This window comes from Mammaliicoccus sp. FSL K6-3158 (assembly GCF_038005105.1).
Lineage (GTDB): Bacteria > Bacillota > Bacilli > Staphylococcales > Staphylococcaceae > Mammaliicoccus > Mammaliicoccus sciuri.
The window spans coordinates 1,474,151-1,498,398 of record NZ_JBBOSL010000001.1; the positions used below are offsets into that span (position 1 = coordinate 1,474,151).

The 24,248-nt window shown below is 32.5% G+C and carries 26 protein-coding genes; 25 read left to right on the plus strand and 1 reads right to left on the minus strand.

What is annotated here, in order from left to right; all coding sequences use genetic code 11:
* Positions 1-42: 42 nt before the first annotated feature.
* The gene (locus MHH94_RS07375) at positions 43-732 is read right to left on the minus strand and encodes a queuosine precursor transporter (protein ID WP_048542951.1); all 690 of its coding nucleotides are present in this window, start codon (positions 730-732) and stop codon (positions 43-45) included.
* Between the two features lie 151 nt (positions 733-883).
* On the opposite strand from MHH94_RS07375, the gene MHH94_RS07380 reads away from it, so the two are divergent.
* The 25 genes from MHH94_RS07380 to MHH94_RS07500 all read left to right on the plus strand — a co-directional run bounded on the left by MHH94_RS07380 (position 884) and on the right by MHH94_RS07500 (position 24,247).
* Positions 884-1,078: a zinc-finger domain-containing protein gene (locus tag MHH94_RS07380; protein ID WP_049318859.1), complete on the plus strand. Its 195-nt coding sequence runs from the start codon at positions 884-886 to the stop codon at positions 1,076-1,078.
* 10 nt (positions 1,079-1,088) lie between these two features.
* On the plus strand, positions 1,089-2,213 hold the full coding sequence (locus tag MHH94_RS07385; protein WP_078355796.1) for a virulence factor: 1,125 nt from the start codon (positions 1,089-1,091) through the stop codon (positions 2,211-2,213).
* 3 nt (positions 2,214-2,216) lie between these two features.
* Entirely contained in the window at positions 2,217-2,654 is a 438-nt protein-coding gene (locus MHH94_RS07390; RefSeq protein WP_048542954.1) for a BrxA/BrxB family bacilliredoxin, read from the plus strand.
* On the plus strand, positions 2,638-3,438 hold the full coding sequence (locus MHH94_RS07395) for a class I SAM-dependent methyltransferase (protein WP_232157153.1): 801 nt from the start codon (positions 2,638-2,640) through the stop codon (positions 3,436-3,438). Before MHH94_RS07390 ends, MHH94_RS07395 begins: the two co-directional genes overlap by 17 nt.
* 509 nt (positions 3,439-3,947) lie before the next feature.
* A complete protein-coding gene (locus MHH94_RS07400; RefSeq protein WP_078355794.1) occupies positions 3,948-4,901 on the plus strand; it encodes a thymidylate synthase in 954 nt (317 codons plus the stop codon).
* A gap of 15 nt (positions 4,902-4,916) precedes the next feature.
* A complete protein-coding gene (locus tag MHH94_RS07405; protein ID WP_048542960.1) occupies positions 4,917-5,393 on the plus strand; it encodes a dihydrofolate reductase in 477 nt (158 codons plus the stop codon).
* 1 nt (position 5,394) lies between these two features.
* Positions 5,395-6,144 carry a lysophospholipid acyltransferase family protein gene (locus MHH94_RS07410; RefSeq protein ID WP_078355793.1) on the plus strand — a complete coding sequence of 250 codons (750 nt, stop codon included), beginning with the start codon at positions 5,395-5,397 and terminating at the stop codon, positions 6,142-6,144.
* Positions 6,131-6,973 (plus strand): DegV family protein, encoded by an 843-nt coding sequence (locus MHH94_RS07415; protein ID WP_107609517.1) that lies wholly within the window; start codon positions 6,131-6,133, stop codon positions 6,971-6,973. The genes MHH94_RS07410 and MHH94_RS07415 overlap by 14 nt, the downstream gene beginning before the upstream one ends.
* Positions 6,963-7,529: a DUF2140 family protein gene (locus MHH94_RS07420; RefSeq protein WP_208182982.1), complete on the plus strand. Its 567-nt coding sequence runs from the start codon at positions 6,963-6,965 to the stop codon at positions 7,527-7,529. Before MHH94_RS07415 ends, MHH94_RS07420 begins: the two co-directional genes overlap by 11 nt.
* A 27-nt stretch (positions 7,530-7,556) precedes the next feature.
* Complete coding sequence (gene msrA, locus MHH94_RS07425) at positions 7,557-8,075, plus strand: peptide-methionine (S)-S-oxide reductase MsrA (protein WP_048542967.1); 519 nt, start codon at positions 7,557-7,559, stop codon at positions 8,073-8,075.
* Between the two features lies 1 nt (position 8,076).
* Positions 8,077-8,505, plus strand: coding sequence for a peptide-methionine (R)-S-oxide reductase MsrB (gene msrB, locus MHH94_RS07430; RefSeq protein WP_058591266.1), 429 nt, complete (start codon positions 8,077-8,079; stop codon positions 8,503-8,505).
* Between the two features lie 14 nt (positions 8,506-8,519).
* Positions 8,520-9,023 (plus strand): PTS sugar transporter subunit IIA, encoded by a 504-nt coding sequence (locus tag MHH94_RS07435; protein ID WP_025906286.1) that lies wholly within the window; start codon positions 8,520-8,522, stop codon positions 9,021-9,023.
* The gene (locus MHH94_RS07440; RefSeq protein ID WP_025906287.1) at positions 9,024-9,245 is read left to right on the plus strand and encodes a YozE family protein; all 222 of its coding nucleotides are present in this window, start codon (positions 9,024-9,026) and stop codon (positions 9,243-9,245) included.
* A gap of 323 nt (positions 9,246-9,568) precedes the next feature.
* On the plus strand, positions 9,569-10,996 hold the full coding sequence (locus tag MHH94_RS07445) for a S41 family peptidase (protein ID WP_078355789.1): 1,428 nt from the start codon (positions 9,569-9,571) through the stop codon (positions 10,994-10,996).
* The gene (locus MHH94_RS07450) at positions 10,996-11,526 is read left to right on the plus strand and encodes a GNAT family N-acetyltransferase (RefSeq protein WP_078355788.1); all 531 of its coding nucleotides are present in this window, start codon (positions 10,996-10,998) and stop codon (positions 11,524-11,526) included. The genes MHH94_RS07445 and MHH94_RS07450 overlap by 1 nt, the downstream gene beginning before the upstream one ends.
* Positions 11,527-11,528: 2 nt before the next feature.
* Positions 11,529-12,596, plus strand: coding sequence for an undecaprenyldiphospho-muramoylpentapeptide beta-N-acetylglucosaminyltransferase (locus tag MHH94_RS07455; RefSeq protein ID WP_078355787.1), 1,068 nt, complete (start codon positions 11,529-11,531; stop codon positions 12,594-12,596).
* Positions 12,597-12,609: 13 nt separating this feature from the next.
* Entirely contained in the window at positions 12,610-13,218 is a 609-nt protein-coding gene (locus MHH94_RS07460; RefSeq protein WP_058611288.1) for a phosphatase PAP2 family protein, read from the plus strand.
* A 604-nt stretch (positions 13,219-13,822) separates the two neighbouring features.
* Positions 13,823-14,497, plus strand: a complete 675-nt coding sequence (locus MHH94_RS07465) for a response regulator transcription factor (RefSeq protein ID WP_048542978.1) — start codon at positions 13,823-13,825, stop codon at positions 14,495-14,497.
* The gene (locus MHH94_RS07470) at positions 14,494-15,870 is read left to right on the plus strand and encodes a HAMP domain-containing sensor histidine kinase (RefSeq protein WP_025905221.1); all 1,377 of its coding nucleotides are present in this window, start codon (positions 14,494-14,496) and stop codon (positions 15,868-15,870) included. The genes MHH94_RS07465 and MHH94_RS07470 overlap by 4 nt, the downstream gene beginning before the upstream one ends.
* Positions 15,871-15,961: 91 nt before the next feature.
* Positions 15,962-18,748, plus strand: coding sequence for a 2-oxoglutarate dehydrogenase E1 component (locus MHH94_RS07475; RefSeq protein ID WP_078355786.1), 2,787 nt, complete (start codon positions 15,962-15,964; stop codon positions 18,746-18,748).
* Between the two features lie 13 nt (positions 18,749-18,761).
* On the plus strand, positions 18,762-20,006 hold the full coding sequence (gene odhB, locus MHH94_RS07480) for a 2-oxoglutarate dehydrogenase complex dihydrolipoyllysine-residue succinyltransferase (protein ID WP_084754617.1): 1,245 nt from the start codon (positions 18,762-18,764) through the stop codon (positions 20,004-20,006).
* 433 nt (positions 20,007-20,439) lie between these two features.
* Positions 20,440-21,255, plus strand: coding sequence for a VOC family protein (locus MHH94_RS07485; protein ID WP_058591274.1), 816 nt, complete (start codon positions 20,440-20,442; stop codon positions 21,253-21,255).
* 15 nt (positions 21,256-21,270) lie between these two features.
* A complete protein-coding gene (locus MHH94_RS07490; protein ID WP_025905040.1) occupies positions 21,271-21,474 on the plus strand; it encodes a DUF6501 family protein in 204 nt (67 codons plus the stop codon).
* Between the two features lie 78 nt (positions 21,475-21,552).
* Positions 21,553-22,350 (plus strand): ATP-binding protein, encoded by a 798-nt coding sequence (locus tag MHH94_RS07495; RefSeq protein WP_025905039.1) that lies wholly within the window; start codon positions 21,553-21,555, stop codon positions 22,348-22,350.
* A 10-nt stretch (positions 22,351-22,360) separates the two neighbouring features.
* Positions 22,361-24,247, plus strand: coding sequence for a vWA domain-containing protein (locus MHH94_RS07500; protein WP_107609278.1), 1,887 nt, complete (start codon positions 22,361-22,363; stop codon positions 24,245-24,247).
* The last annotated feature ends 1 nt before the right edge of the window (position 24,248 follow it).

Here is a 24,248-nt window from a genome sequence, read left to right on the forward strand (position 1 = left end):
TTGTAATGGAGTAGGTAGGATTTTTATTGGATTTGTATGAAATTATTCGCTAATCTTACCATTTCTATACATTGATTTAGCAATGTAACCAAATGGTACGTTAGATAATGTTGTGAGCAGTTTTAAGAAGTATGTCGTAAAGAATATTTCAAATACAACATTGTTCGGTAAGTTACCATAGAACGCAATCAATACAAAAATTGCTGTATCTACAATTGAACTTACAACTGTACTTCCATAAGCTCTTATATAGAAGGTTCTATCTGATGAGAATTTCTTCTTAATTAATGTGAATAGTAATACATCTAAATGTTGACCAATGATATATGCAATGATGGATCCAAGTGCAATTCTTGGTACAATATTAAAGATTGTTTCAAGCGCTTCTTGAGAGATATCTTCCTGTGCAGGAATAAACGCTAAAGAGCACTGTAATAATATAACCATGACGATTACTGAAGAAAATCCAAGCCAAACTGCTTTTCGTGCTTGTTTTCTACCATAGATATCGTTTAATATATCTGTTGCAAGATAAATTGATGCAAACATAACATTTCCAAGTGTTGCACTAACTGAAAAGAGTTCTACTGTTTTAATAACCTGTATATTTGCTATAATAGTACCTATAGCAACCCAAACAAACAGACCAGTCTTCCCAAAAATTCTGTATAGAACGAGCATCAATATAAATGTAACGAAGAAAGTTCCAATACCTATTAATTCATTATACATAACTTTGTTCCTCCTAAATTTTGATATAGCGGGTGTTTAGAAACCGCGATAATCGAACTTATCTATTATACGGCTCAAAGTTATAAAAATCAATAAGCTTTATCGTAAACAATTTGTATGATGAATGTTATAATAACGGTCTAGTAAGGGAGTGACACTCATTTTAGCTCAAGAAGAGAAACAAGCAATTAAACAAATAGACCAATTGATGGAAACATACTGTAAAGGGTGTTTATTAAAGACGCACTATAGGGAAACAAAAGGTAAACATCAAGCCCATCAGTATTGTATATCGGAATGTTCTATCGGTATACGCATTAAACAATTAGGTAACAAGTTGCAATAAGGAGGATATTATGGAAATTGTTAGAGTTGAACCGACACCAAGCCCAAATACGATGAAAATCGTTTTATCTTTTAAGAAAGAAGATAGGTCTTCAAATACTTATACTGAAGTGAATGATCATAATCCAGAATTCATTAACCGTATTCTTCAATTAGATGGTATTAAATCTGTATTCCATGTTATGGACTTTATCGCTGTAGATAAACGTCCAAAAGAAAACTGGGATACTTTACTTAAAGATGTTACATCAGCCATCTCAGGTTCAGATCAAGAAGGGGACTTTGCTGAAAATCAAGTAAATGAACATTTCGGTGAAGTAAAAGCTGAAGTCTTAAAGTTTAAAGGTATACCTTATCAAATTAAATTAACAACTCAAGAAGAAGAAAAACGTAAACAACTTCCTGAAATTTATATTGATAGTATGCTAAAAGCAACGAAAGACTCAGATAACGTTGTCTTTTTAAGAAAATGGGAAGATTTAGGTGTACGTTACGGCGAAGTAGAGGAAGTATTAGCAACCGTTCAAGAAGAAATATTAGCTTTGTACCCTAAAGAGAAATTAGAGGCTTTAGTTGAAGAAGCTTTAACAAGTGACATTACCATTCCTGAAAAGCAATTTGTACATGTTGATAAAGAAACGTTTGAACAAGAAGAGGATTGGAAAGTAAAATTAAGAATGTTAAATGACTTTCCAACACCAACAGAAGACGATTATCCATTATTAGATGTCGCGTTAAATGATGAAAAGCCTCAAGTACGTAGAATGGCAATCGTGCTATTAGGTATGATTGAATCAAAAAAAACATTACCTTATTTATATAAAGGTATGAAAGATAAAGTTGTTTCTGTTAGAAGAACAGCTGGTGACTGTCTAAGTGATTTAGGTTTTAAAGAAGCGTTACCAGTAATGATAGAAGCATTAGAAGACCCTCAGAAAATTGTAAGATGGCGTGCAGCTATGTTTATATTTGATGAAGGTGATGAAACTGCATTAGAAGCATTGAAAAAAAGACAAGACGATCCAGCATTCGATGTTAAATTGCAAGTACAAATGGCAATTGAAAGAATCGAAAATGGTGAAGAAGCATTAGGTTCTGTTTGGAAACAAATGGCTAATAGAAAGAAAGAGGGATAAAATATGAATGCATATGAACAATACATGAAAGAACTCGCTCAACCAATGAGAAGTGAATTAACTGGACAAGGCTTTGAAAGTTTAGAATCAGCAGAGTCAGTTAAAGAATATATGGAGAACGCACAACCGAATGAAACAACATTTATCGTCGTAAACTCTGTATGTGGATGTGCAGCTGGTTTAGCACGTCCTGCAGCTGTTACAGTATCCCAACAAAATGATAAAAAACCTTCTAGAATTGCTACAGTATTTGCTGGACAAGATAAAGAAGCAACTGAAACAATGAGAGAATATATCGCACAAGTACCATCAAGTCCATCTATGGCATTATTTAAAGGTAATGAGCTTAAATACTTCATGCCACGTGAACATATTGAAGGAAGAGATATCCAAGAAATCTGTTTGGATATTAAAGACGCTTTTGATGAATACTGTGACTAATATTCGTATCACAACTGCCGTTAAAACTAATGCATCTCTCTACAAACAAGTAGAAGATGCATTTTCTGTGTTATCTAAATTAAAAACCATACAGAATGTCCAAATCATAAAGCGAAGAAAATTAACGATTAATCAATTGTTTCAACGAGATACGATACCATTAATTGTATTTGAAAGTAGTGGACCTAAACTATATTTCACGCCAGATACACCAATATATTTTCATTTAGATACTGTCAAAGTTAAATTGCATATGATGAAACAACATAAGATGCCCGTACTAATTGAAATGTTAGATGAAATAACAACAGACTTTAAAACATTTAATTTCATAGATGGCACAATGGGATTTGGGCGAGATACTTATTTAATATTAAAGCATTATCAACAAGCAAATGTATATGCAATAGAACAAAATCCACTTATCCATTATGTTATTTCTGAAGGCATGAAACGCTATTTAACAGAAGATGAATTAAGACGAATCCATTATATAAATAATGATTATCACAATTGGATTAAACAACATCCCGAATTGGTCGACATCTTATATTTAGATCATATGTTTGAACAGACACTTGATGAAAACGATAGAATGGGGGAACTTTCACGCAATATTGAATTACCTTCAGAAATCAAAAGTGTATCTCACTTCAAATATTTAATCGTAAAAGCACATTATAAAAGTGAGATTTTCAAAAAGTTTAATACGACACAATGTATTAGGAAAAGTACTAAAACACATTATGGACTGAAAATAAATCAAGATTATAAATATGAGTGATGGTGGAGAATAATATAAGAAAGTCTTCGTGCGCTATGGCCTGTTTTAGTACCTAGTCGCACGATATCTTTGAGTCTTCGTGCGCTATGGCCTGTTTTGGTACCTAGTCGCACGATATCTTTGAGTCTTCGTGCGCTATGGCCTGTTTTAGTACCTAGTCGCACGATATCTTTGAGTCTTCGTGCGCTTACATTCATAATTTAAACATCACTTAATTCTATACCATTATATACAAAAACTGGGACAATCTCTTGTCCCAGTTTTTGTATATTACCCCTTATTTATACTATTCTGTAATGCACATACTGATCATATAGCATAATAATAAGAAAAAGCCTAAAGTAGCAAAAATTTCATTCATTGAAATAGCCTCCTTCGTTTTGTTAGCACTTTGTTCATTTATAACCATTATACCTAATAATCAGGAAATTTTCTATATTATATCAGTAGTAAATTATCGCTAATTTCGTTAATATAGTAACAGGAGAATATTAAAAAGAGGTGCTCAAATGAATAACTTTGATAAAGCGTATCACGATTTATGTAAAAGGGTATTAGAAGAAGGCGAGAATAAGGACGATAGAACGGGTACCGGTACGATTTCTATATTTGGTCACCAAATGAGATTTGATTTATCTGAAGGTTTTCCGTTATTAACAACTAAAAAGGTTTCTTTTAAATTAATTGCAACTGAGCTTTTATGGTTTATTAAAGGCGATACAAATATAAGGTATTTATTACAATATAAGAATAACATTTGGAACGAATGGGCTTTTAAAAAATGGATTGAAAGTAATGACTATGATGGTCCTGATATGACGGACTTTGGTCGTCGCTCTTTAGTAGATGATGAATTTAACGAACAATATAAAGCACAACTTGCGATATTCAAAGATAAGATTCTGAATGACGATGATTTTATGATAAAATACGGTGACTTAGGCAATGTTTATGGTAAACAATGGAGAGATTGGAAGGATCAAGATGGTAAACGATTTGACCAACTTAGGACTTTAATTGAAAATATTAAACAAAATCCTAATTCAAGACGCCATATTATTTCTGCTTGGAATCCAACTGAAATAGATACAATGGCATTACCACCATGTCATACATTATTCCAATTTTATGTAAAAGACGGAAAATTAAGCTGTCAATTATATCAACGAAGTGCAGATATTTTCTTAGGTGTACCTTTTAATATTGCGAGTTATAGCTTATTAACACATTTAATTGCTAAAGAATGTGGATTAGAAGTAGGCGAGTTTGTCCATACGTTTGGAGACGCGCATATTTATAAAAACCATATAGACGCAATCAATGAACAACTTTCAAGAGATTCTTACGATGCACCTAAACTTAAGATCAACACTGATAAATCATTGTTTGATATTGAATACGAAGATTTAGAAATTGACGGTTATGAATCACATCCAAGTATTAAAGCACCTATTGCAGTTTAAAAAGGAGTAATTTAAATGAAATCAATAATAGTTTGTCATGATCAAAATCGCGTAATTGGCTTAGACAACAAGATGCCATGGCATCTACCAAATGACTTAAAAAGAGTTAAAGCATTGACGACTGGAAATACGATCGTGATGGGAAGAAAAACATTTGATTCTTTAGGTAAGCCATTACCGAATAGACGTAATGTTGTATTAACGACAAATCCATCATTTGAACACGTTGATGTCGATGTGATTCATTCTTTAGATGAAATCGATCAACTCGAAGGACATATCTTCATCTTTGGCGGTCAAGGTCTTTATGAACAAATGATGGACCGCGTTGATGATATGTATGTAACAGTAATAGAAGATAAGTTTCAAGGTGATGCCTTTTTCCCTCCATACGACTTCAAAGATTGGACGGTTCTTTCATCTGAATCTGGCGAACTCGATGAAAAAAACACTTTACCACACACTTATATGCATTTGGAAAGGAAAAAATAGTATGTTAAGAACGACGAAAACACTTGGTTATATTGTAGGTTATGCTGCACTTGTATCTTCACAATTAAATAAAGTTAAGCATAAGAAGTCATTGATAAATGATATCCGTAAACAAGATGAAATGATCTTTTTATATGCGAAAAGATGGGCTTCACGTATTCTAGATTCAGCTGGTGTTACAACACACTTGTCTGGCAATATAGAACCATTTGATGAGCCTGTATTATACATTTCAAATCATGAAGGTAATTTTGATATTCCTGTATTAATTAATCATTTACCGCAACCATTTGGATTTATTTCAAAGACTGAAGTTCAAAAAATTCCGTTTTTAAATCCATGGATGGAAGAAATGAACTGTATATATTTAGATCGTTCAAATAGACGCGCAAGTTTACAAATGATAAAAGATGGTATTAATAAATTAAAAGAACAACATTCTTTATTAATTTTTCCCGAAGGTAGTAGAAGTAAAGGTGGAGAAATGCAAGAATTTAAAGCAGGTTCTTTTAAATTAGCTAAATCAGCTAAAGTCAAAATTGTACCTATTGCGATTTATGGGACATCTAACATTATGGAAGCTCAAGATTCTAAAAAAATGGTCCCTGGTGATGTTTATGTACACATTCTAGACCCAATTGAGCCTTCAATTTTTGAAGATAAGACCATGCAAGAAGTAAGCCAATTTGTACAAGGAAAAATTAGTAATACTGTTCAATCACTAAAGGAGAATCATTATGTCAAAAATTAAAATAGTTGTTGATTCGACGACAGATTTATCAGCAGAATATTTAGAAGAAAATAACATTACTGTCGTACCCCTAAATATACTTATCGATGGTGTTACGTACGTAGACCAAGAGGATATTAGCTCAACAGAATTTCTAGAAAAAATGAAAGACGCTAAAGAATTGCCTAAAACAAGTCAGCCTCCAATTGGTAAAATTGTTGAAACATATGACGCGTTAGGGACAGATGGTTCTGAAATTATTAGTATTCATATGACTTCTGAGTTATCGGGTACATTTAGTGCAGCTCAGCAAGCAGCTCAAATTACAGAAAGTAAAGTTACAGTTGTGGATAGTAAATTCATTTCATTAGCTTACGGATTCCAAATTGAAGAAGTCGTGAAGATGATCAACGCAGGCAAAACTGTTGAAGAAATCGTCGAAGAAATTGAAGTGATTAAAAATAATTTAAGACTATTTGTAGTCATTGGTAATATCGACAACTTAATTAAAGGTGGTAGAATCGGTAAAGCGAAAGGCTTACTCGGTTCATTGATGAATATTAAACCAATCGGCGAATTGATTAACGGAAAAATCGAAATGATGCATAACGCAAGAACGCAAAACGCTATTGTTAAATATTTAATGAAAGAATTGGATGTCTTTTTAGAGAAGAAAGAACTTATAAAAATAGGTATTGCTGATGCGAATGCAGAACAATTGATGACGAAATTGATGAATACAATTAAAGAAAAGAAAAATTTCCACTTATTTGATACTGCAGTGACGACACCAGTCGTTTCTACGCATACTGGTGAAGGTGCTATTGGCGTGTTCTTCTATGGAAAATAAACATTGGATGAATCATAGAGCTTGGTTTTATGCTTTTATTATATTAATTATTCTAATACTTGGTGCTCTAGCTTATGTATGGTCTCAAATTTCAGACGATACAAACCATCAAACAATCAACACAGAACAAACTAAGAAAGATTTCACCATTTCTTTTGATAATGCACAATTAGAATCGTTAATGAATGCGTCTATGAAAGATTATGACATTCAATCACGCATTACAAAAAAATCATTGTCATTTGATACACGTACTAAAATTTTAGGTAAAGCTATTGATATAACACTTCAAACGAAACCTAAAAAGTTAAATAACGATACAATCTATTTCAAAATTCAATCGATAGATATTGGGAAATTAAATATTTCAAATCCATTTATTCTATCTCAAATCAATAAATATAGTGAACTTCCACCATATATTCATGTAAATCCTAAAGATGAATCATTCAATTTATCTTTAAATCAGTTGGAGATTGATAATGTTGAGTCTATACAAATTCAAACATTAGATATTTCAGACAAAAAATGGTACTTTGATATTAAGTTAAAGTAACTTAACATCATTAAAGGAGGTACAACTATGGCTTATGCTACGTTAGCTGGGGGATGTTTTTGGTGTTTAGTTAAGCCTTTTAATGAATTCCCCGGTATTATTGAAGTGACTTCCGGATATAGTGGTGGTCATGTTGAAAATCCAACTTATGAAGAAGTTTGTACAAATCAAACTGGTCATGTTGAAGCTGTTCAAATTGAATACAATGAAGATGAAACAGACTTTGAAGCTATATTAGATATATACTTTAAGACCTTTGATCCCACAGATAATAAAGGTCAGTTCTTTGATAGAGGCGAAAGTTATGAACCTGTTATTTTCTACCACGATAAAGAACAAGAAGAAATAGCGCATAACAAAATCAATCAATTAAATGAACAAAATATTTTTGATAAACCAGTCATTACGCCAGTTAAACCTTACAAGAACTTTTACCCTGCGGAAGACTATCATCAAGATTATTACTTGAAGAATCCAGCACATTATCAAGGGTATCAACAAGGTTCTGGACGTAAAGCATTTATAGAAAAGTATTGGGGGCGTTAAAATGCTAAAAAAAAGTAAAGATGAATTAAATGAAATGGAATATCTCGTAACACAACAAAATGGTACAGAACCACCTTTTCAAAATGAATATTGGAATCACTTTGAAAAAGGTATTTATGTAGATAAATTATCTGGTAAGCCATTATTCACTTCAGAAGAAAAATTTGAATCTGATTGTGGTTGGCCAAGTTTTTCAAAAGCATTAGATGATGAAGAAATCATCGAACTTGTTGATAAAACACATGGCATGATCAGAACTGAAGTACGCTCTGAAAATTCAGATAGTCATTTAGGTCACGTCTTTAATGACGGTCCTAAAGAATCTGGTGGCTTAAGATATTGTATTAATTCAGCTGCTGTACAATTTATTCCATATGATAAATTAGAAGATTTAGGGTATGGAGAATTAGTAAATCATTTTAAAAATTAGAGGAGTCGATTGTAATGTTTAAAAAATTATTTGGCGGTAACAAATCAAAAGATACAAATGTTGAAGTATTTGCTCCAATTTCAGGTGAATATGTAGCAATTGAAGATATTCCAGATCCAGTATTTGCTCAAAAAATGATGGGTGAAGGATTCGGTATTAAACCAACAGAAGGTGTAGTAGTTGCACCATTTGATGGAGAAGTTGTGAATGTATTTAAACCTTCAAATCACGCTGTAGGTATTAAAGCAGCAAACGGATTAGAAGTATTGGTACACGTAGGTTTAGAAACTGTTCAATTAGGTGGAGAAGGCTTTGAAGCACTTGTTAATACTGGTGATACAGTTAAACAAGGCGACGAGTTATTAAAATTCGACATCGAAACAATCGAATCAAAAGTAAAATCAGTAATCAGCCCTGTTATTATTACTAACACAGATGACGCTGAAGAAATTAATATCGAAAAATTAGAAAGTCTAGTTAAAGGTGAAACTAAGGCTATTGATGTGAAAATGAAATAAATGAAACAATATTCTTTCTATCAATACGCACTAACAAAACGAAGTGAAAAAAGCGAAGTAGGTAAGTTGGCAGATTTAATCTTCCAAGACTTATCATTTCCAAAATTCACAAACGATTATCACACACTTTCAGATTACTTAGAAACAGAAGCCATGTTCACACAACCAATGAGCGTCTTCGATGACTTATTCGAATCATATGAAGAATGGTTGAAATTCTAAGGTAAAATAAAACACCTCATTTTCAAGCGGAAATGAGGTGTTTTTTCGGTTTGTGTAGTTGGATGATGGGGGCTAACTATCATTATTCTGAATTGTGGTAATTAGAACGCTGTAACTTCCATTATTCTGAATTCTGGCAATTAGACGGGCCATTCTTAGAGACATTTCTCAGAATTTCGTCCCTAACAGAACCCGTAATACTCACGATATGAACATTTTTCCATATTAATTCGTTCACTTTGCTGTTTGTCACACCAAAGTGTTTTTATTTATATGATTTAACTGTTAAAATAAATTATATTTGACAAGAAAGTTGTGAGTAAATGAAACCTTTTAAAAAGAAACAAAGTCGACAAATAACGCTTCCTTTATATAAGTTATTAATCATATTATTTGTTACGGTCTTATTAACTGCTGTTGTGTCTTATGCTTCGTATAAATTTGGTTTATATTTTGGCAATGACCAACAAAAAGAGCTTAATAAGATTGAAGAGGCTTATAAACAAATTAATAACGACTATTACAAAGATGTTGATGACGACAAATTAACTCAAGGCGCTATTGATGGTATGATCAAATCTTTAGATGATCCTTATAGTGAATACATATCCGCTAAAGATACAACAAGTTATAACGAAGAAATTTCTGGTGATTTTGTTGGAATTGGTGCAGAAATGGAAATGCACGATGGCTACGTTAGAATTACTAGTCCTATGAAAGATTCTCCTGCTGAAAAAGCTGGCGTAAAATCTTTAGACGTCATTACGAAAGTTGATCATGAATCGATTAAAAATAAATCGTTAAATGAAATCGTCAATAAAGTAAGAGGTAAAAAAGGGACAACTGTTACGTTAACAATTAAACGAGAAGGTAAAGAACCTTTCGATGTTAAGATTAAACGTGACAAAATCCACCTTACAAGTGTCGATTATACGAAGAAAAAAGACACTGGCATAATTGCAATTTCTAAGTTCCAAAATAAAACAACGAAAGAATTACAATCTGCATTGAAACAAGCGAAAAAAGACAAAGTAAAACATGTCATTTTAGATTTAAGAAACAATCCAGGTGGTCTATTAGATGAAGTCGTGACGAGTGTTAACTTGTTTGTTGATAAAAATAAACCTGTTATATATTTAGAAACGAAAGGTGATAAACCACAAGCAGTTGAAACTGAAAACGACAAAATGTCTGGCATAGGTGATATGGACTATACAGTACTCGTTAATAAAGGGTCTGCAAGTGCTGCAGAAATATTCGCTGGCGCATTACAAGATTACAAAATTGCAGATGTCCTAGGTACAACGACTTTTGGTAAAGGTATCGGACAAGTTCATAAAGAATTTAGCGATTCTAGCATTTTAAAATATACAAACATGAGATGGTTAACACCTAATAAATCTTATATTCATAAAAAAGGTATTCAACCAGATAAAACCATTAAAGCACCTAAATATGAAGAAATAGAAATAATCGATCCGAGCAAGACTTATCAAGAAGGCGATCAATCTAAAGAAATTAAATCAATTAAGATTGGTTTGAACGCTTTAGGGTATAATATTAACAATGAAAATGACCAATTTGATGCCCAACTGACATCACAAGTTAAATCATTCCAAAGTGACCATGATTTAACTGAAAATGGTATTTTCACAGATGATACAACAAAGAAATTTATTGAACTTTTACGCAAGAAAATCCGTAGTGAAGATAAACAACTTGATGAAGCAATTCAATATATGCATAAGTAATGGGGGAAAGTAGTTTGAGAAAAGCAACAAGATCAGATATTCAACATATTAATAAATTAACAGAAATGGCTAAATCTATTATGGAACACGATCAGAACCCTCAATGGGATCATCGTTATCCATTAGAGAAGCATTTCTACGAAGATATAGATAATGGAGACTTATATCTATATGAAGAAAACAATGACATTGCAGGATATATATGTGTCAATCAAGTACAAGCCGAATGGTATAAACAATTTGACTGGCCAGCTCGTACTGACCAAGCATATGTTATCCATAGAATGGCTACAAATCCTGAATATAAAGGTGTCGCAATGAAGATGATGCAATTTGCAATTGATATTGCTACTGAAGCAGGCACACCAATTATCATAACGGATACATTTTCACTTAATAAACGTGCACAAAGACTGTTTGAAAAATTTGATTTTATAAAAATGGGTGAATATGAAACAGATGAGTTTCCATTTGATAAGAATGCACCATTTTATGCATATTATAAATTGATAGAGAACGAGGAGAAATAAACATGAAGAAGATAGCATTTACCGGTGGCGGTACGATAGGACATGTTGCAGTCAATTTAGCACTAATCCCTGAAGCACAAAAACGTGATATCGAAACAATATATATTGGATCTAAAAACGGTATCGAAAAAGAAATGATTACTGACTCTGCCAAAGATACGAAATATATTCCGATATCAAGTGGTAAGTTACGTCGATATTTATCTTTTGAGAATTTAAAAGATGTCTTTAAAGTATTAAAAGGTGTATTAGACGCTAGAAAAGTATTAAAGAAAGAAAAACCAGATTTAGTCTTTTCTAAAGGTGGATTCGTCAGTGTTCCAGTTATTATCGCTGCCAAATCATTAAAAATTCCTTCAATTGTACATGAATCAGATGTTACACCTGGTTTAGCAAATAAAATATCCATGAAATTTGCTAATAAAATGTATACAACTTTTGAAGAAACTTTAAAATATGTACCTAAAGAAAAATCAGATTATATTGGTGCTATTATTAGAGAAGATTTAAGAGATGGCTCTAAAGAAGAAGGCTATCAATTAACAGGCTTTAATGATCAATTACCTGTACTACTGATCATGGGTGGTAGCTTAGGTTCTAAAGCATTAAATAAAGCGATTCGAGATAATTTAGATTATTTAACAAAGAAATATCAAATTATTCATTTAACTGGTAAAGGTCATGTTGATCAAAATATTAAAAACGCCAATTATGTTCAATATGAATTTGTTTCAAATGAATTGATGCACTTCTATGCGATTACTGACACTGTCATCAGTAGAGCAGGCGCTAACGCTATTTATGAGTTTGCGACAATGAAGTTACCAATGTTATTAATACCACTTGGTTTAGATCAATCAAGAGGCGATCAAATTGATAACGCTAAAATTTTCGAGAAAAATGGATATGCTAAAGTATTACAAGAAAAAGATGTGAACCAATCTAATCTGATCAGTCAACTTGATAAATTAGAAAACGAACGAGAAGATATTATTGACAAAATGTCACATTTCAAAGAAAGTTATACGAAAGAAACACTATTTAACAAAATTGAATTAGACATAAAGTAAAGGGGGCAATCGAATGAGCCAAGCAAACCGTACTTTACTATTACTCATATTTAGTTTGATATTTGGAGTCATCGCGTTTTTCCATGAATCCAGACTCGGTAAATGGATAGATAATGAAGTTTATAACTTTATTTATTCAACTGAAAGCTTTATAACGACTTCTATAATGCTTGGTTTTACTAAATTAGGAGAAGTTTGGGCTATGATTGCCTTATCACTCATTGTGATTTGTTACTTAAAACTTAAAAAATATAACATTGAAACATTATTTTTTGCAGTTACGATGATTTTATCAGGTACATTAAATCCACTTCTTAAAAATATATTCGACAGAGAAAGACCAACTTTACTTAGACTGATAGATATATCTGGATTTAGTTTTCCGAGCGGACATGCAATGGGATCCACCGCATTTTTCGGGTCACTTATATACGTAATATTCAGAGTGGCAAACAAATCTATACGACCGTATTTGATGGGATTATGTGTCATTTGTATCGCAATGATATCATCGTCACGCGTATACTTAGGTGTTCATTATCCAACTGATATAATCGCAGGCATTATCGGCGGTGTCATTTGTATATTGTTAACTCAAAGTATGTTACGAAAGAAATTATAGATAAGTATGGAACAGCATGAGCTGTTCCATACTTTTTTTGGATTAAATAGGGGATGTGCGGATGTTATTTCGGGCGAGGTAAATAAAGTAGTTCCGTTATGAACAAGTTTGACGAGAAGTGTTCATAAGAGCGCTAGTATTTACACTTCTTATGAGTTTTGTAAATATGGCCCCGTTATTTGCAGTTCTAACCCGAACTGCTCATAACGCTCTCTCATTTAAATAAATCCATACAAAAAACAGCCACAGTGATTTGGACAGAATCACTGCGGCTATTTTACTTTTATGGGCATAAAAGGGGGTTATAGAAAATGTTCAATCCATACTTAGAGGGGGAACTCTTTTATTTGATTGATAATCATTTTCAATTACTATTATAACCAATTGAGAATGAATGTCAATTAGTTATTTAAAATTTTTACTATTTTAAATGATAAAATAGTGATGCTCATATATAATGAACATGTTAAACTCGAAAATGTTATCTTTTACTAGAGGGGGAACTCTTTCATTGATAATCATTTTCAATTACTATTATAACTAAATGAGAATCATTGTCAATTGAAAATTGAAAACTTTTATAATTTTATTACGAGGTGGCATTATGAAAAAAATACTCATCATAGAAGATGAACAAAATTTAGCGAGATTTATAGAATTAGAACTTAAGCATGAGGACTATGAAGTGGAAATATGTAATGATGGAGAAAGTGGGCTAGAGCAAGCTTTATCTGAAGATTACAATTGTATATTACTAGATCTCATGTTACCGAAAATGAACGGTCTTGAAGTATGTAGACGTGTTCGTCGTGAGAAAGATACACCGATTATTATGATAACAGCTAAAGGCGATACATATGATAAAGTTATTGGTCTTGATTATGGCGCAGATGACTATATTGTTAAACCATTTGATATTGAAGAATTATTAGCGAGAATTCGCGTTATTATTAGAAGAAATGTCACGGTTGAACCAGTAAGTCATACAATTACTGTTAATGATTTAACAATCGATAAAAATGCTTTTTCCGTATCTATACATGGTGAATCTGTTGATTTAACGAAGACTGAATACGAATTATTATTATTACTAGCTGAAAATCAAAATTTCGTCTTACAAAGAGAACAGATTTTAAATCATGTTTGGGGTTACGAATCAGAAGTTGAGACAAATGTTGTGGATGTATATATTCGTTATTTGCGTAATAAGCTTAAACCATTCAAAAAAGAGAATATTATCGAAACTGTTAGAGGAGTGGGATACGTGATTAGATCATGAAACAACAATCATTAAAAACTAAATGGATGATGCTCACTACGACGATTACGTTTATTATATTTGCTTTATTTAGTATGTTTATCATTTATTTCATTAGTTTATATTTAAAAGACCAAGAAACAAGCACAGCAACAAGAAGCACATATGACACAATCAATTTATTAAAGACTAAGACACTCGGTCAAATTACTTCAACTGATATAAATGCAACGATTACGGATAATCAAAAGCTTGTTCTCTATGATAGATTTGGTAAACCCATTTTTGAAGAAACACACAATAATGATTTGGATTATACACCTAAGTTTGAACGTGTGAATCAACTTAAAATTTATGAAACGAAACAAGATAATAAATCATATATTGTGGTTTATACACCTGTAAACACAAGTTATTTCAGTGGATATGAAGCCGTTGTTCATCCGCTAGCAAATTATGATGCCATTATTAAATTTATGATTATATTAGCAACTGTGTTTGGATTAACGGCATTATTCTTAATTGCATTAATTAGTTATGTATTCTCATCGCAAATTACAAAACCTATTACGATATTGTCTGATAAAATGAAACAAATTCGTAGAGACGGTTTCCAAGAAAAACTTGAAGTACCCACAAACTATGAAGAAACCGACGATATGATCCAGACCTTTAATAGAATGATGGAACAATTGGAAAGTTCTTTTGACCAACAAAAACAATTCGTCGAAGATGCTTCACATGAATTGAGAACGCCGCTGCAAATTATACAAGGGCACTTAAACCTCATTCAAAGATGGGGTAAAAACAATCCAGAAGTATTAGAAGAATCTTTAGATATTTCTATTGAAGAAATGACACGCATCACGAAACTCGTCGAAGAATTACTTTTATTATCGAAAGATGCGAGATCTAGTACTGGTGATGAAATTGATATTGTCGATATCAATTACGAAATAAATTCTAGAATCAAATCATTAAAGAAATTGCACCCAGATTATACATTTAATTTCGAATCAAATTACAATGCTATTAGAATGAATATCAATCGATTTCATTTTGAACAAATGTTATTAATCTTTATTGATAACGCTATGAAATATGATAAGAAAAATAAAAACATTGAAATTGTTACCAACTTAAAAAACAGAAATATTACAATAGATATTATTGACCATGGTGTGGGCATACCTCAAAAAGACTTAGAATTCATATTTGACCGCTTTTATAGAGTTGATAAATCACGTTCAAGAAAAGAAGGTGGCAATGGACTCGGCCTTTCAATTGCTAAGAAATTAGTCAATTCTTATGATGGAATTGTGAAAGTAGAAAGTGTTGTGAATGAGTACACAAAAATATCAGTTGTATTTAAAGAATCTTTTATAAACAAATAAGTTCAATATTGTCAAATTAGCCTTTAACTCAATACTGTTAAGTGCTAAAATGGAAATGTAAACGGTTTATAATTTTCTTGGAGGGTGGAACATGAAGAATGATAATCATGTCGAAGCACCTGTAAGATTTGGAACTAACTTAGGGTTAATGTTAGAAATGTATGATAATTACGTTAATGATCCAGAGTCAGTACCGGAAGACTTGCAAGTGTTATTCGATGAATTAACAAGTAACAACACAGGCGCTGGCCTACAATCAAGTACTGGGGTGGACAACTCAAGTGTCAAACGTGTAATGCGTTTAATTGATAATATCAGACAGTATGGACATTTAACTGCAGATATTTATCCAGTGTACCGTCCAGAAAGAAAAAACGTACCTAAATTAACACATCAAGACTTTGGACTATCAAAAGAAACTTTGGAAAAACTTCCAGCAGTTATCGTATCAGATCACTTTGATGGAGAATTTAACAATGCATATGAAGCAATAGAATATATGACTTCTTGTTACCAAGGTCCTATCGCTTTTGAGTACACGCATATTAATAATAATGAAGAACGCGTATGGTTGAAGAGATATATCGAATCAACACATACGATTGAAATTTCTAAAGAAGAAAAAATCGAACTATTAAAAAGTTTAGCTGAAGTAGAAGGCTTTGAAAAATATATCCATAAGAATTTCGTAGGCGCTAAACGCTTCTCAATCGAGGGTGTAGATACATTAGTACCAATGTTACAAAGAGTCTTAAAACGTACGAATGCGGCAAACATACCAAACATCCAAATTGGTATGGCGCATAGGGGTAGATTAAACGTTTTAACTCACGTATTAGAAAAACCATATGAAATGATGATTTCTGAATTTATGCATAAGAACCCACTTATTTTCTTACCGAAAGATGGTTCATTAGAAATCACAGCTGGTTGGACAGGCGATGTTAAATATCATTTAGGTGGTACGAAGACAACAAGTAAATACGGTATCCAACAATCGATTACTTTAGCCAACAACCCAAGTCACCTAGAAATCGTTTCTCCAGTCGTTCTTGGTAAAGCGAGAGCTAATCAAGATACAACAGTTGATGCTGGAAGACCAAGTCAAGATGTTAACAAATCACTTGCTATCTTAATTCATGGGGATGCTGCATTCCCTGGACAAGGTATTAACTTTGAATCTATGAACTTAAGTAACTTAGATGGTTACACTACTGGTGGTTCATTACACATCATTACAAATAACAGAATTGGTTTCACAACAGAAGCAGAAGATGGACGCTCAACAACATACTCAACAGATGTTGCAAAAGGCTATGACTTACCAATTATCCATGTAAATGCAGATGATGTTGAAGCAACTGTTAAAGCAATTGAAATGGCAATGGACTTCAGAGAGAAATTTAACAAAGATTTTGTAATCGATTTAGTTGGTTATAGACGTTATGGACATAACGAAATGGACGAACCATCTATTACAAATCCAATGATGTATAAAGCCATTAAAGAACATCCATCTATTGAACATATTTATGGTAAACAACTTGTCGAAGAAGGCATTATTACAGAAGACGAAATGAATGGCATTTTTGACGATGTAACGAAACGCTTAAGAGCTGCTCATGACAAGATTGATAAAGATGCTGAAATGGATAATCCAGAAATGACTTTACCTGACAACATCAGTGAAGGACAAGATTATGAGTTAGCAAATGCTACTTATGAAGAATTAAAAGCGATTAATGATGCAATGTTTGATTATCCAGAAGATTTCACGGTATTCAAGAAGTTAAACAAAGTATTAGATAGACGCCGTGAACCATTTGAAAAAGACGGTCTTGTAGACTGGGCACATGCAGAACAACTTGCATTTGCGACAATTTTACAAAATGGTACACCAATTCGATTAACTGGACAAGATTCAGAACGTGGAACATTCGCACATAGACACGCTGTGTTACATGATGAGAAAGATGGAAAGTTATTTATTCCATTACATCACGTACCGAATGGAAAAGCATCATTTGATATTCATAACTCACCATTATCTGAAGCTGCAGTAGTTGGTTTTGAATATGGTTATAATGTTGATCATCCACAATCATTTAATATTTGGGAAGCACAATATGGTGACTTTGCAAATATGGCACAAATGATATTCGATAACTTCTTATCAAACAGCAATGCTAAATGGGGAGAAAAGAGTGGTTTAGCTTTATTCTTACCACATAGTAATGAAGGACAAGGTCCTGAACATTCATCAGCGAGATTGGAAAGATTTTTACAATTAGCTGGAGAAAACAACATGACAATAGCAAACTTAACAAGTGCTTCTAACTATTATCACTTATTAAGAAGACATGCTAAATATCTTAACACAGATAAAATGAGACCATTAGTCTTAATGTCACCAAAAAGCTTGTTAAGAAACAAAATTGTTTCTCGTCCAATTGAGGAGTTCACTAAAGGACAATTCGAACCAATTTTAGTTGAACCGTACAAGAAGACTAAAGTTAAGAAAGTAATTATTTCATCAGGAAAAATGTTTATTGACTTAAAAACTGAATTACAAAAAAATCCTAACGATGAACTTTGTTTAATTGCACTTGAACAACTTTATCCATTCCCTAAAGAAGAGATAAAGAACGTTCTTTCTGAATTCAGAAATCTAGAAACAGTTCGCTGGGTTCAAGAAGAAGCTAAAAACCAAGGCGCTTGGTCATTCGTTAGCTTAAAACTTCAAAACATTCTAGAAGATCGCAAAGTAGAGCTTGAATATCACGGTCGTAAAGTACGTTCTTCAACTGCAGAAGGCGACGGCGAAATATACAAACTTATACAAAGTAAAGTAATCCAAGAAGCTTTAAAACATAATTAGGGGGAAATGAATCATGTCAGAGGTAAAAGTACCAGAATTAGCAGAATCAATTACAGAAGGAACAATTTCAGAATGGCTCAAATCAATTGGTGACCAAGTTGAGAAAGGCGAAAATATCGTCGAACTTGAAACTGACAAAGTAAATGTTGAAGTCATTTCAGAAGTTGCAGGTGTTCTAACTGAAATCAAAGCTGAAGAAGGCGATACTGTTGAAGTAGGTTCAGTCATTGCAGTCGTTTCAGACGGAGAAGCACAACCGGCTTCAAACGATGCTAAACCTGAAAAGCAAGAAGAACCATCTAAAGAAGATGCAGGTAAACCAGAAGCAACAGATACTAAAGAAGAATCAGCATCTTCAAATGAAAGAATTCAAGCAACACCATCAGCACGTCGTTTAGCACGTGAAAAAGGTATCGACTTAAGCAAGGTTAAGACTCAAGCAGGTGACGTTATTCGTCCAGAAGACGTTGAAAGTGCAGCTAAACCTCAACCACAAGCTAAACCAGCTGAGAAAAGCCAACCAGCACAAGCTAAATCTAATGACAATCCTTCTAAACCTGTTGTTCGTGAGAAATTATCACGTAGACGTCAAACAATAGCTAAGAAATTATTAGAAGTATCTAATAACACAGCTATGTTAACAACATTTAATGAAGTTGATATGACAAACGTAATGGAATTACGTAAACGTAAGAAAGAAAAATTCCAAGAAGACCATAACGGTACACGTTTAGGATTCATGTCATTCTTCACTAAAGCAGCAGTAGCAGCATTGAAGAAATATCCTGATGTAAATGCTGAAATTGATGGTACTGATTTAGTACTTAAACAATTCTATGATATCGGTATTGCCGTTTCTACAGAAGAAGGTTTAGTAGTACCAATCGTTAAAGATTGTGATAAGAAAAACTTCGCTGAAATCGAGCAAGATATCGTAGACTTAGCTGTTAAAGCTAAAGATAAAAAATTAGGCTTAGATGACATGATGGGTGGATCATTCACTATTACAAATGGTGGCGTATTTGGTTCATTAATGTCTACACCAATCATCAATGGTACACAAGCTGCTATTTTAGGTATGCACTCAATTGTTACAAGACCAATTGCAATTGATAAAGATCGTATGGAAAATAGACCGATGATGTACATCGCATTAAGCTACGACCACAGAATTATTGATGGAAAACAAGCAGTAGGATTCTTAAAAACAATTAAAGACTTAATTGAAAATCCAGAAGATTTATTATTAGAATCTTAAAATAGCAATATGGAAAAATACAACGACGGAAATCGTCGTTGTATTTTTTTGTTTTATAAATTACCTCAAATCTGAGTTGTGGTTTTATTTTTAATTGAAAATGGCTTACTATAAAGAAAGTATTGAATTAAAACAATAATTTTAAATGAGGGATAATATGGTTCAAGTTATTTGTACTTTGAGCCAGAACTACTTATAACGGGGGACATATTTACAATACTCGTAAGAAGTGTAAATACTGGCGCTCTTATGAACACTTTCGACCAAACTTGTTCGTAACGCGGCTCATATGAACACTTTCAACCAATCTTGTTCGTAACGGCGACCACACAACCCAAAAATATATTTTTCATTATTCTCAATTTGATTGATTTGTCATACTTTGAATTTATTTGATATAATTTATAAGAACTCATATATAGGAGAGATATTCATGAATGGACTAAGAAGTGTTACATTATGGACTTTTGATATTAAAGAAACAGAGTCATTTTATAAAGATATTTTAGGGCTTAATACCTTGATGAACCATGAAAAGAATATCTTACATATCGGTGATGCAAAATTAGCGCCTGGTACGAGACTGATTTTCAAGCAATATTCTGGTGATTCAGATCAATTAGATACGCATTTTCACGGGATTGCTTTACGTGTACCAACTGATTACGCATTATATGAATATAAACAACAATTTGATAATCATCAAGTTAAATATGAGTCTGTACAACAATTAAATGGTAAGCATCTGTTTAAATTTTATGATAATAATGGACATGCGTTACATCTTATTTCTGATGAACAAAATTCTGGTGTGCCACTTGGAACTGCTTATGATGGTGGTCCAATTAGTCCTATTCATCAAATTCAAGGATTAGGGCCGGTCATGGTTAAATCACCTGAGACTCAAGCAACTGGCTCATTATTAAATAATATTTTTGAGTTGCAATTGTTTGCCGAATACAAGACAATAGATGATGAGTCAGCTATCGTATTTAAAGTCGGTGCTGGTGGAAATGGCGGAGAGTTACATTTGATTGATTATCCAGATGCGATTGAGTCATTAAATCCACCTATCGAAAGAGTAGCAATCTCCATTGATGATATCGATCATTTTGAAAAAATTGTTAATCACGTTAAAGAAATTGAATTGGAACATCATATTATTCAACATGAAGCCGGCTTAATTTCGTTATATGTGCGTGACTTAACTGGCATCATCATTACAATTACATATGACACAGTGAATTAAAGGAGCGGTTTATTTATGTTACATGAAACTTGGAAAGAAAATCACGTTATTAAACAAGTAGAAGTTACACATACAGATGCACAAAAATTTAAAGTATCTGATATGTTAACAGTAGGTAAAACATATGATGTCGTTAATGAAACAGAAGAATATTATCAAATCATTGATAATTCTGGTCATGTTGGCGGCTACTACAAAACATACTTTAAAGAAGTATAAATATACGATAAGAGTCTGATACATCTATATGTTCCGGACTCTTTTTTAAGTTTATAAAATGTACTAAAGGAGAACACAATGGCTAATTTTAATAAATATTTAAACAACGATGAAACAATATATGATGATGCTTTGTCTATGATAAAGCTTAATAAGAATATACTTTTAAAAGGACCGACTGGTTCTGGTAAAACGAAACTAGCTGAAACACTTGCGAGAGATTTAAACAAACCGATGCATTCTGTAAACTGTTCTGTAGATTTAGATGCAGAAAGTTTATTAGGTTTCAAAACAATTGAAACAAACGAACAAGGTCATCAACAAATCGTATTTATCGACGGACCTGTTATTAAAGCAATGAAGAATGGCGATATATTATATATTGATGAAATCAATATGGCGAAACCAGAAACGTTACCTATTTTAAATGGTGTATTAGACTTTAGAAGATCGTTAACGAATCCATTTACAGGTGAAGTCGTACAAGCTAAAGAAGGCTTTTCAGTTGTTGCTGCAATCAACGTAGGATACATTGGAACATTACCAATGAACGAAGCATTAAAAAACAGATTCGTTGTCTTGGATATTGATTATATAGATGGCGAAACTTTAAAAATGATTATTAAAGAGCAAAGTGCATTACAAGATGATGAAATTATCGATTCAATTGTTCAGTTTAATAAAGACTTACGCATTATGTCGAGCCAAGGTCAAATTTCAGAAGAGTCAGCAAGTATAAGAGCATTGATTGACTTAGCTGATTTAGCGACTGTTATTCCAGTTAGACGTGCAATTAAACGCGCTATTATAGACAAAATAGACGACGAAAGAGAACAACAAGCTATACAAAATGCAATTGAATTAATTTTCGAGTAAGGAGAATATCATGAGTGATCGTTTTATATTATTTAATGACGAACAAATCGATGCACAACAAATAATGATGTTAACTGATTTAGCAAAATTATTACTTGAAGATCCAAACGTTAAAGTTTCTTTCCAAAAATTCCAACACTATGATCCTATCAACAATACTTGTAATGTTAGTTTCACTTGGTTACATCGACCTGAACACATTATTAATGCAGGACTAAAATCCGACATAATGTTAGATACTTTAGGATTTAAACATACAGATCCAGCTATTTATAAAGAAGTATTAGATGAATCATTTGATCATATGAGCTTTTTTAAACAATTATTTATGCTCATTGAAGAATACCGTCTTTCAAATCTGATTATGGTTAAACGTCCAGTCACTAAAAAGTTGTTCAAACATAGACTGAATGTCAAAATCAAACAAAATAATAGTCAAATCCATGTTTATCAAACGAAGACAACTTATACAGACTTATTATTTTTAGCAATAGAACATGCTATTTTAAATGAAAATTTCATAAACAATATTTCAATAAATGATGACTTTGATGATGCACTTGTACAAGTGTTTAATCGTTTAACGCAAATATTCAACTTGCAATCATCAGAAGATAGTTATGATTTAGCTGTAAGTATCATGATTTTAGTGGATTATTTGTTAAAAGAAGATATGCTCAACCAGTATTATCATATACCTGAGCGTATTTATCGTTCTTATGAAGAAGAATGGACTTTAGAAGATTTAAAACGTCAAGATGCGGCTAACACTGATCAAAGTCATGAACAAGAACATAATCCTGACGATATTGAAACTGAAGATGCTAAAACAAAGACAAACGATAGTCAAACTGACAGCACTTCTTATTTAGAAATGGAACTTCACGAAGGCGAAAATAGCGACATTCTTACAGACAACGATAGAGAAGGTGACGCTGGCGATGATATGACGGATATGATGGAGAAAAAAGGTAAGGGTTCTAATAATACTTTAAATGATGAAGAGGGCGGCGCACAAGGTCTTAATCAGCAATATCAACTTAAAGGTATTAACCAAAATGTTTCTCTGACTTTCAATCGACCAGATATTTTACCGGCGCATGTGTCAGCATATAAAGAAGCTGTCGATAGTGTTCAGTTTGAAATAAAAGACTTAACAAGCATTATCCAAAAATCAATGAATCATCAATATAGTGATATTAGAGAGAACTTAACTAAAGGTAGATTGCAAAAGAACTTACTAAATTGGTTTATCGATGATCAATATAAACTATTCTTCAAAAAGGATGCATTTAGTAGAAAATTAAATGCAACATTCACATTATTAGTTGATGCATCAGCAAGTATGCACGATAAAATGGAAGAAACTAAAAAAGGTGTCGTCCTATTCCACGAAACACTTAAAAATTTAGATATTAAACATGAAATTCTAGGTTTTAGTGAAGATGCTTTTGAAGCTGATAAATTAAATCAACCTAATACAATCGAAGAGCTCATCTTATATAATGAATCAACACTTAAACAAAATGACGCAAGAATTATGACACTTGAACCACAAGATGATAATCGTGACGGTGTCGCTTTAAGAGTTGCAACTCAACATTTACTTCAACGATCTGAGACACAAAAATTCTTAATTGTATTTTCTGATGGGGAACCTTCAGCTTTTGATTATGCAGAAGACGGCATTATAGATACACATGAAGCTGTGATAGAAGCAGATAAACAAGGAATTTATGTCTTTAATGTATTCCTTAATCAAGATGTGATCGATGAAGCCACGAAAAAGACTGTTCATAACATCTATGGTAAACAAAGTTTATTTGTAGAAGGTGTCGAAAATTTACCATACCAATTGGCACCGTTATTAAAAAAATTACTGTTGCAATCTATATAAT

Bases quoted from the DNA above. Each gene is read 5' to 3' on its own strand.
- MHH94_RS07435 (WP_025906286.1), top strand. From the start codon at position 8,520: ATGTTTAAAAAATTATTTGGCGGTAACAAATCAAAAGATACAAATGTT.
- msrA (WP_048542967.1), top strand. From the start codon at position 7,557: ATGGCTTATGCTACGTTAGCTGGGGGATGTTTTTGGTGTTTAGTTAAG.
- MHH94_RS07420 (WP_208182982.1), top strand. From the start codon at position 6,963: ATGGAAAATAAACATTGGATGAATCATAGAGCTTGGTTTTATGCTTTT.
- MHH94_RS07465 (WP_048542978.1), top strand. From the start codon at position 13,823: ATGAAAAAAATACTCATCATAGAAGATGAACAAAATTTAGCGAGATTT.
- MHH94_RS07475 (WP_078355786.1), top strand. From the start codon at position 15,962: ATGAAGAATGATAATCATGTCGAAGCACCTGTAAGATTTGGAACTAAC.
- MHH94_RS07440 (WP_025906287.1), top strand. From the start codon at position 9,024: ATGAAACAATATTCTTTCTATCAATACGCACTAACAAAACGAAGTGAA.
- MHH94_RS07415 (WP_107609517.1), top strand. From the start codon at position 6,131: ATGTCAAAAATTAAAATAGTTGTTGATTCGACGACAGATTTATCAGCA.
- MHH94_RS07485 (WP_058591274.1), top strand. From the start codon at position 20,440: ATGAATGGACTAAGAAGTGTTACATTATGGACTTTTGATATTAAAGAA.
- MHH94_RS07400 (WP_078355794.1), top strand. From the start codon at position 3,948: ATGAATAACTTTGATAAAGCGTATCACGATTTATGTAAAAGGGTATTA.
- MHH94_RS07445 (WP_078355789.1), top strand. From the start codon at position 9,569: ATGAAACCTTTTAAAAAGAAACAAAGTCGACAAATAACGCTTCCTTTA.
- MHH94_RS07495 (WP_025905039.1), top strand. From the start codon at position 21,553: ATGGCTAATTTTAATAAATATTTAAACAACGATGAAACAATATATGAT.
- MHH94_RS07450 (WP_078355788.1), top strand. From the start codon at position 10,996: ATGGGGGAAAGTAGTTTGAGAAAAGCAACAAGATCAGATATTCAACAT.
- MHH94_RS07455 (WP_078355787.1), top strand. From the start codon at position 11,529: ATGAAGAAGATAGCATTTACCGGTGGCGGTACGATAGGACATGTTGCA.
- msrB (WP_058591266.1), top strand. From the start codon at position 8,077: ATGCTAAAAAAAAGTAAAGATGAATTAAATGAAATGGAATATCTCGTA.
- odhB (WP_084754617.1), top strand. From the start codon at position 18,762: ATGTCAGAGGTAAAAGTACCAGAATTAGCAGAATCAATTACAGAAGGA.
- MHH94_RS07460 (WP_058611288.1), top strand. From the start codon at position 12,610: ATGAGCCAAGCAAACCGTACTTTACTATTACTCATATTTAGTTTGATA.
- MHH94_RS07375 (WP_048542951.1), bottom strand. From the start codon at position 732: ATGTATAATGAATTAATAGGTATTGGAACTTTCTTCGTTACATTTATA.
- MHH94_RS07395 (WP_232157153.1), top strand. From the start codon at position 2,638: ATGAATACTGTGACTAATATTCGTATCACAACTGCCGTTAAAACTAAT.
- MHH94_RS07470 (WP_025905221.1), top strand. From the start codon at position 14,494: ATGAAACAACAATCATTAAAAACTAAATGGATGATGCTCACTACGACG.
- MHH94_RS07405 (WP_048542960.1), top strand. From the start codon at position 4,917: ATGAAATCAATAATAGTTTGTCATGATCAAAATCGCGTAATTGGCTTA.
- MHH94_RS07490 (WP_025905040.1), top strand. From the start codon at position 21,271: ATGTTACATGAAACTTGGAAAGAAAATCACGTTATTAAACAAGTAGAA.
- MHH94_RS07500 (WP_107609278.1), top strand. From the start codon at position 22,361: ATGAGTGATCGTTTTATATTATTTAATGACGAACAAATCGATGCACAA.
- MHH94_RS07410 (WP_078355793.1), top strand. From the start codon at position 5,395: ATGTTAAGAACGACGAAAACACTTGGTTATATTGTAGGTTATGCTGCA.
- MHH94_RS07385 (WP_078355796.1), top strand. From the start codon at position 1,089: ATGGAAATTGTTAGAGTTGAACCGACACCAAGCCCAAATACGATGAAA.
- MHH94_RS07390 (WP_048542954.1), top strand. From the start codon at position 2,217: ATGAATGCATATGAACAATACATGAAAGAACTCGCTCAACCAATGAGA.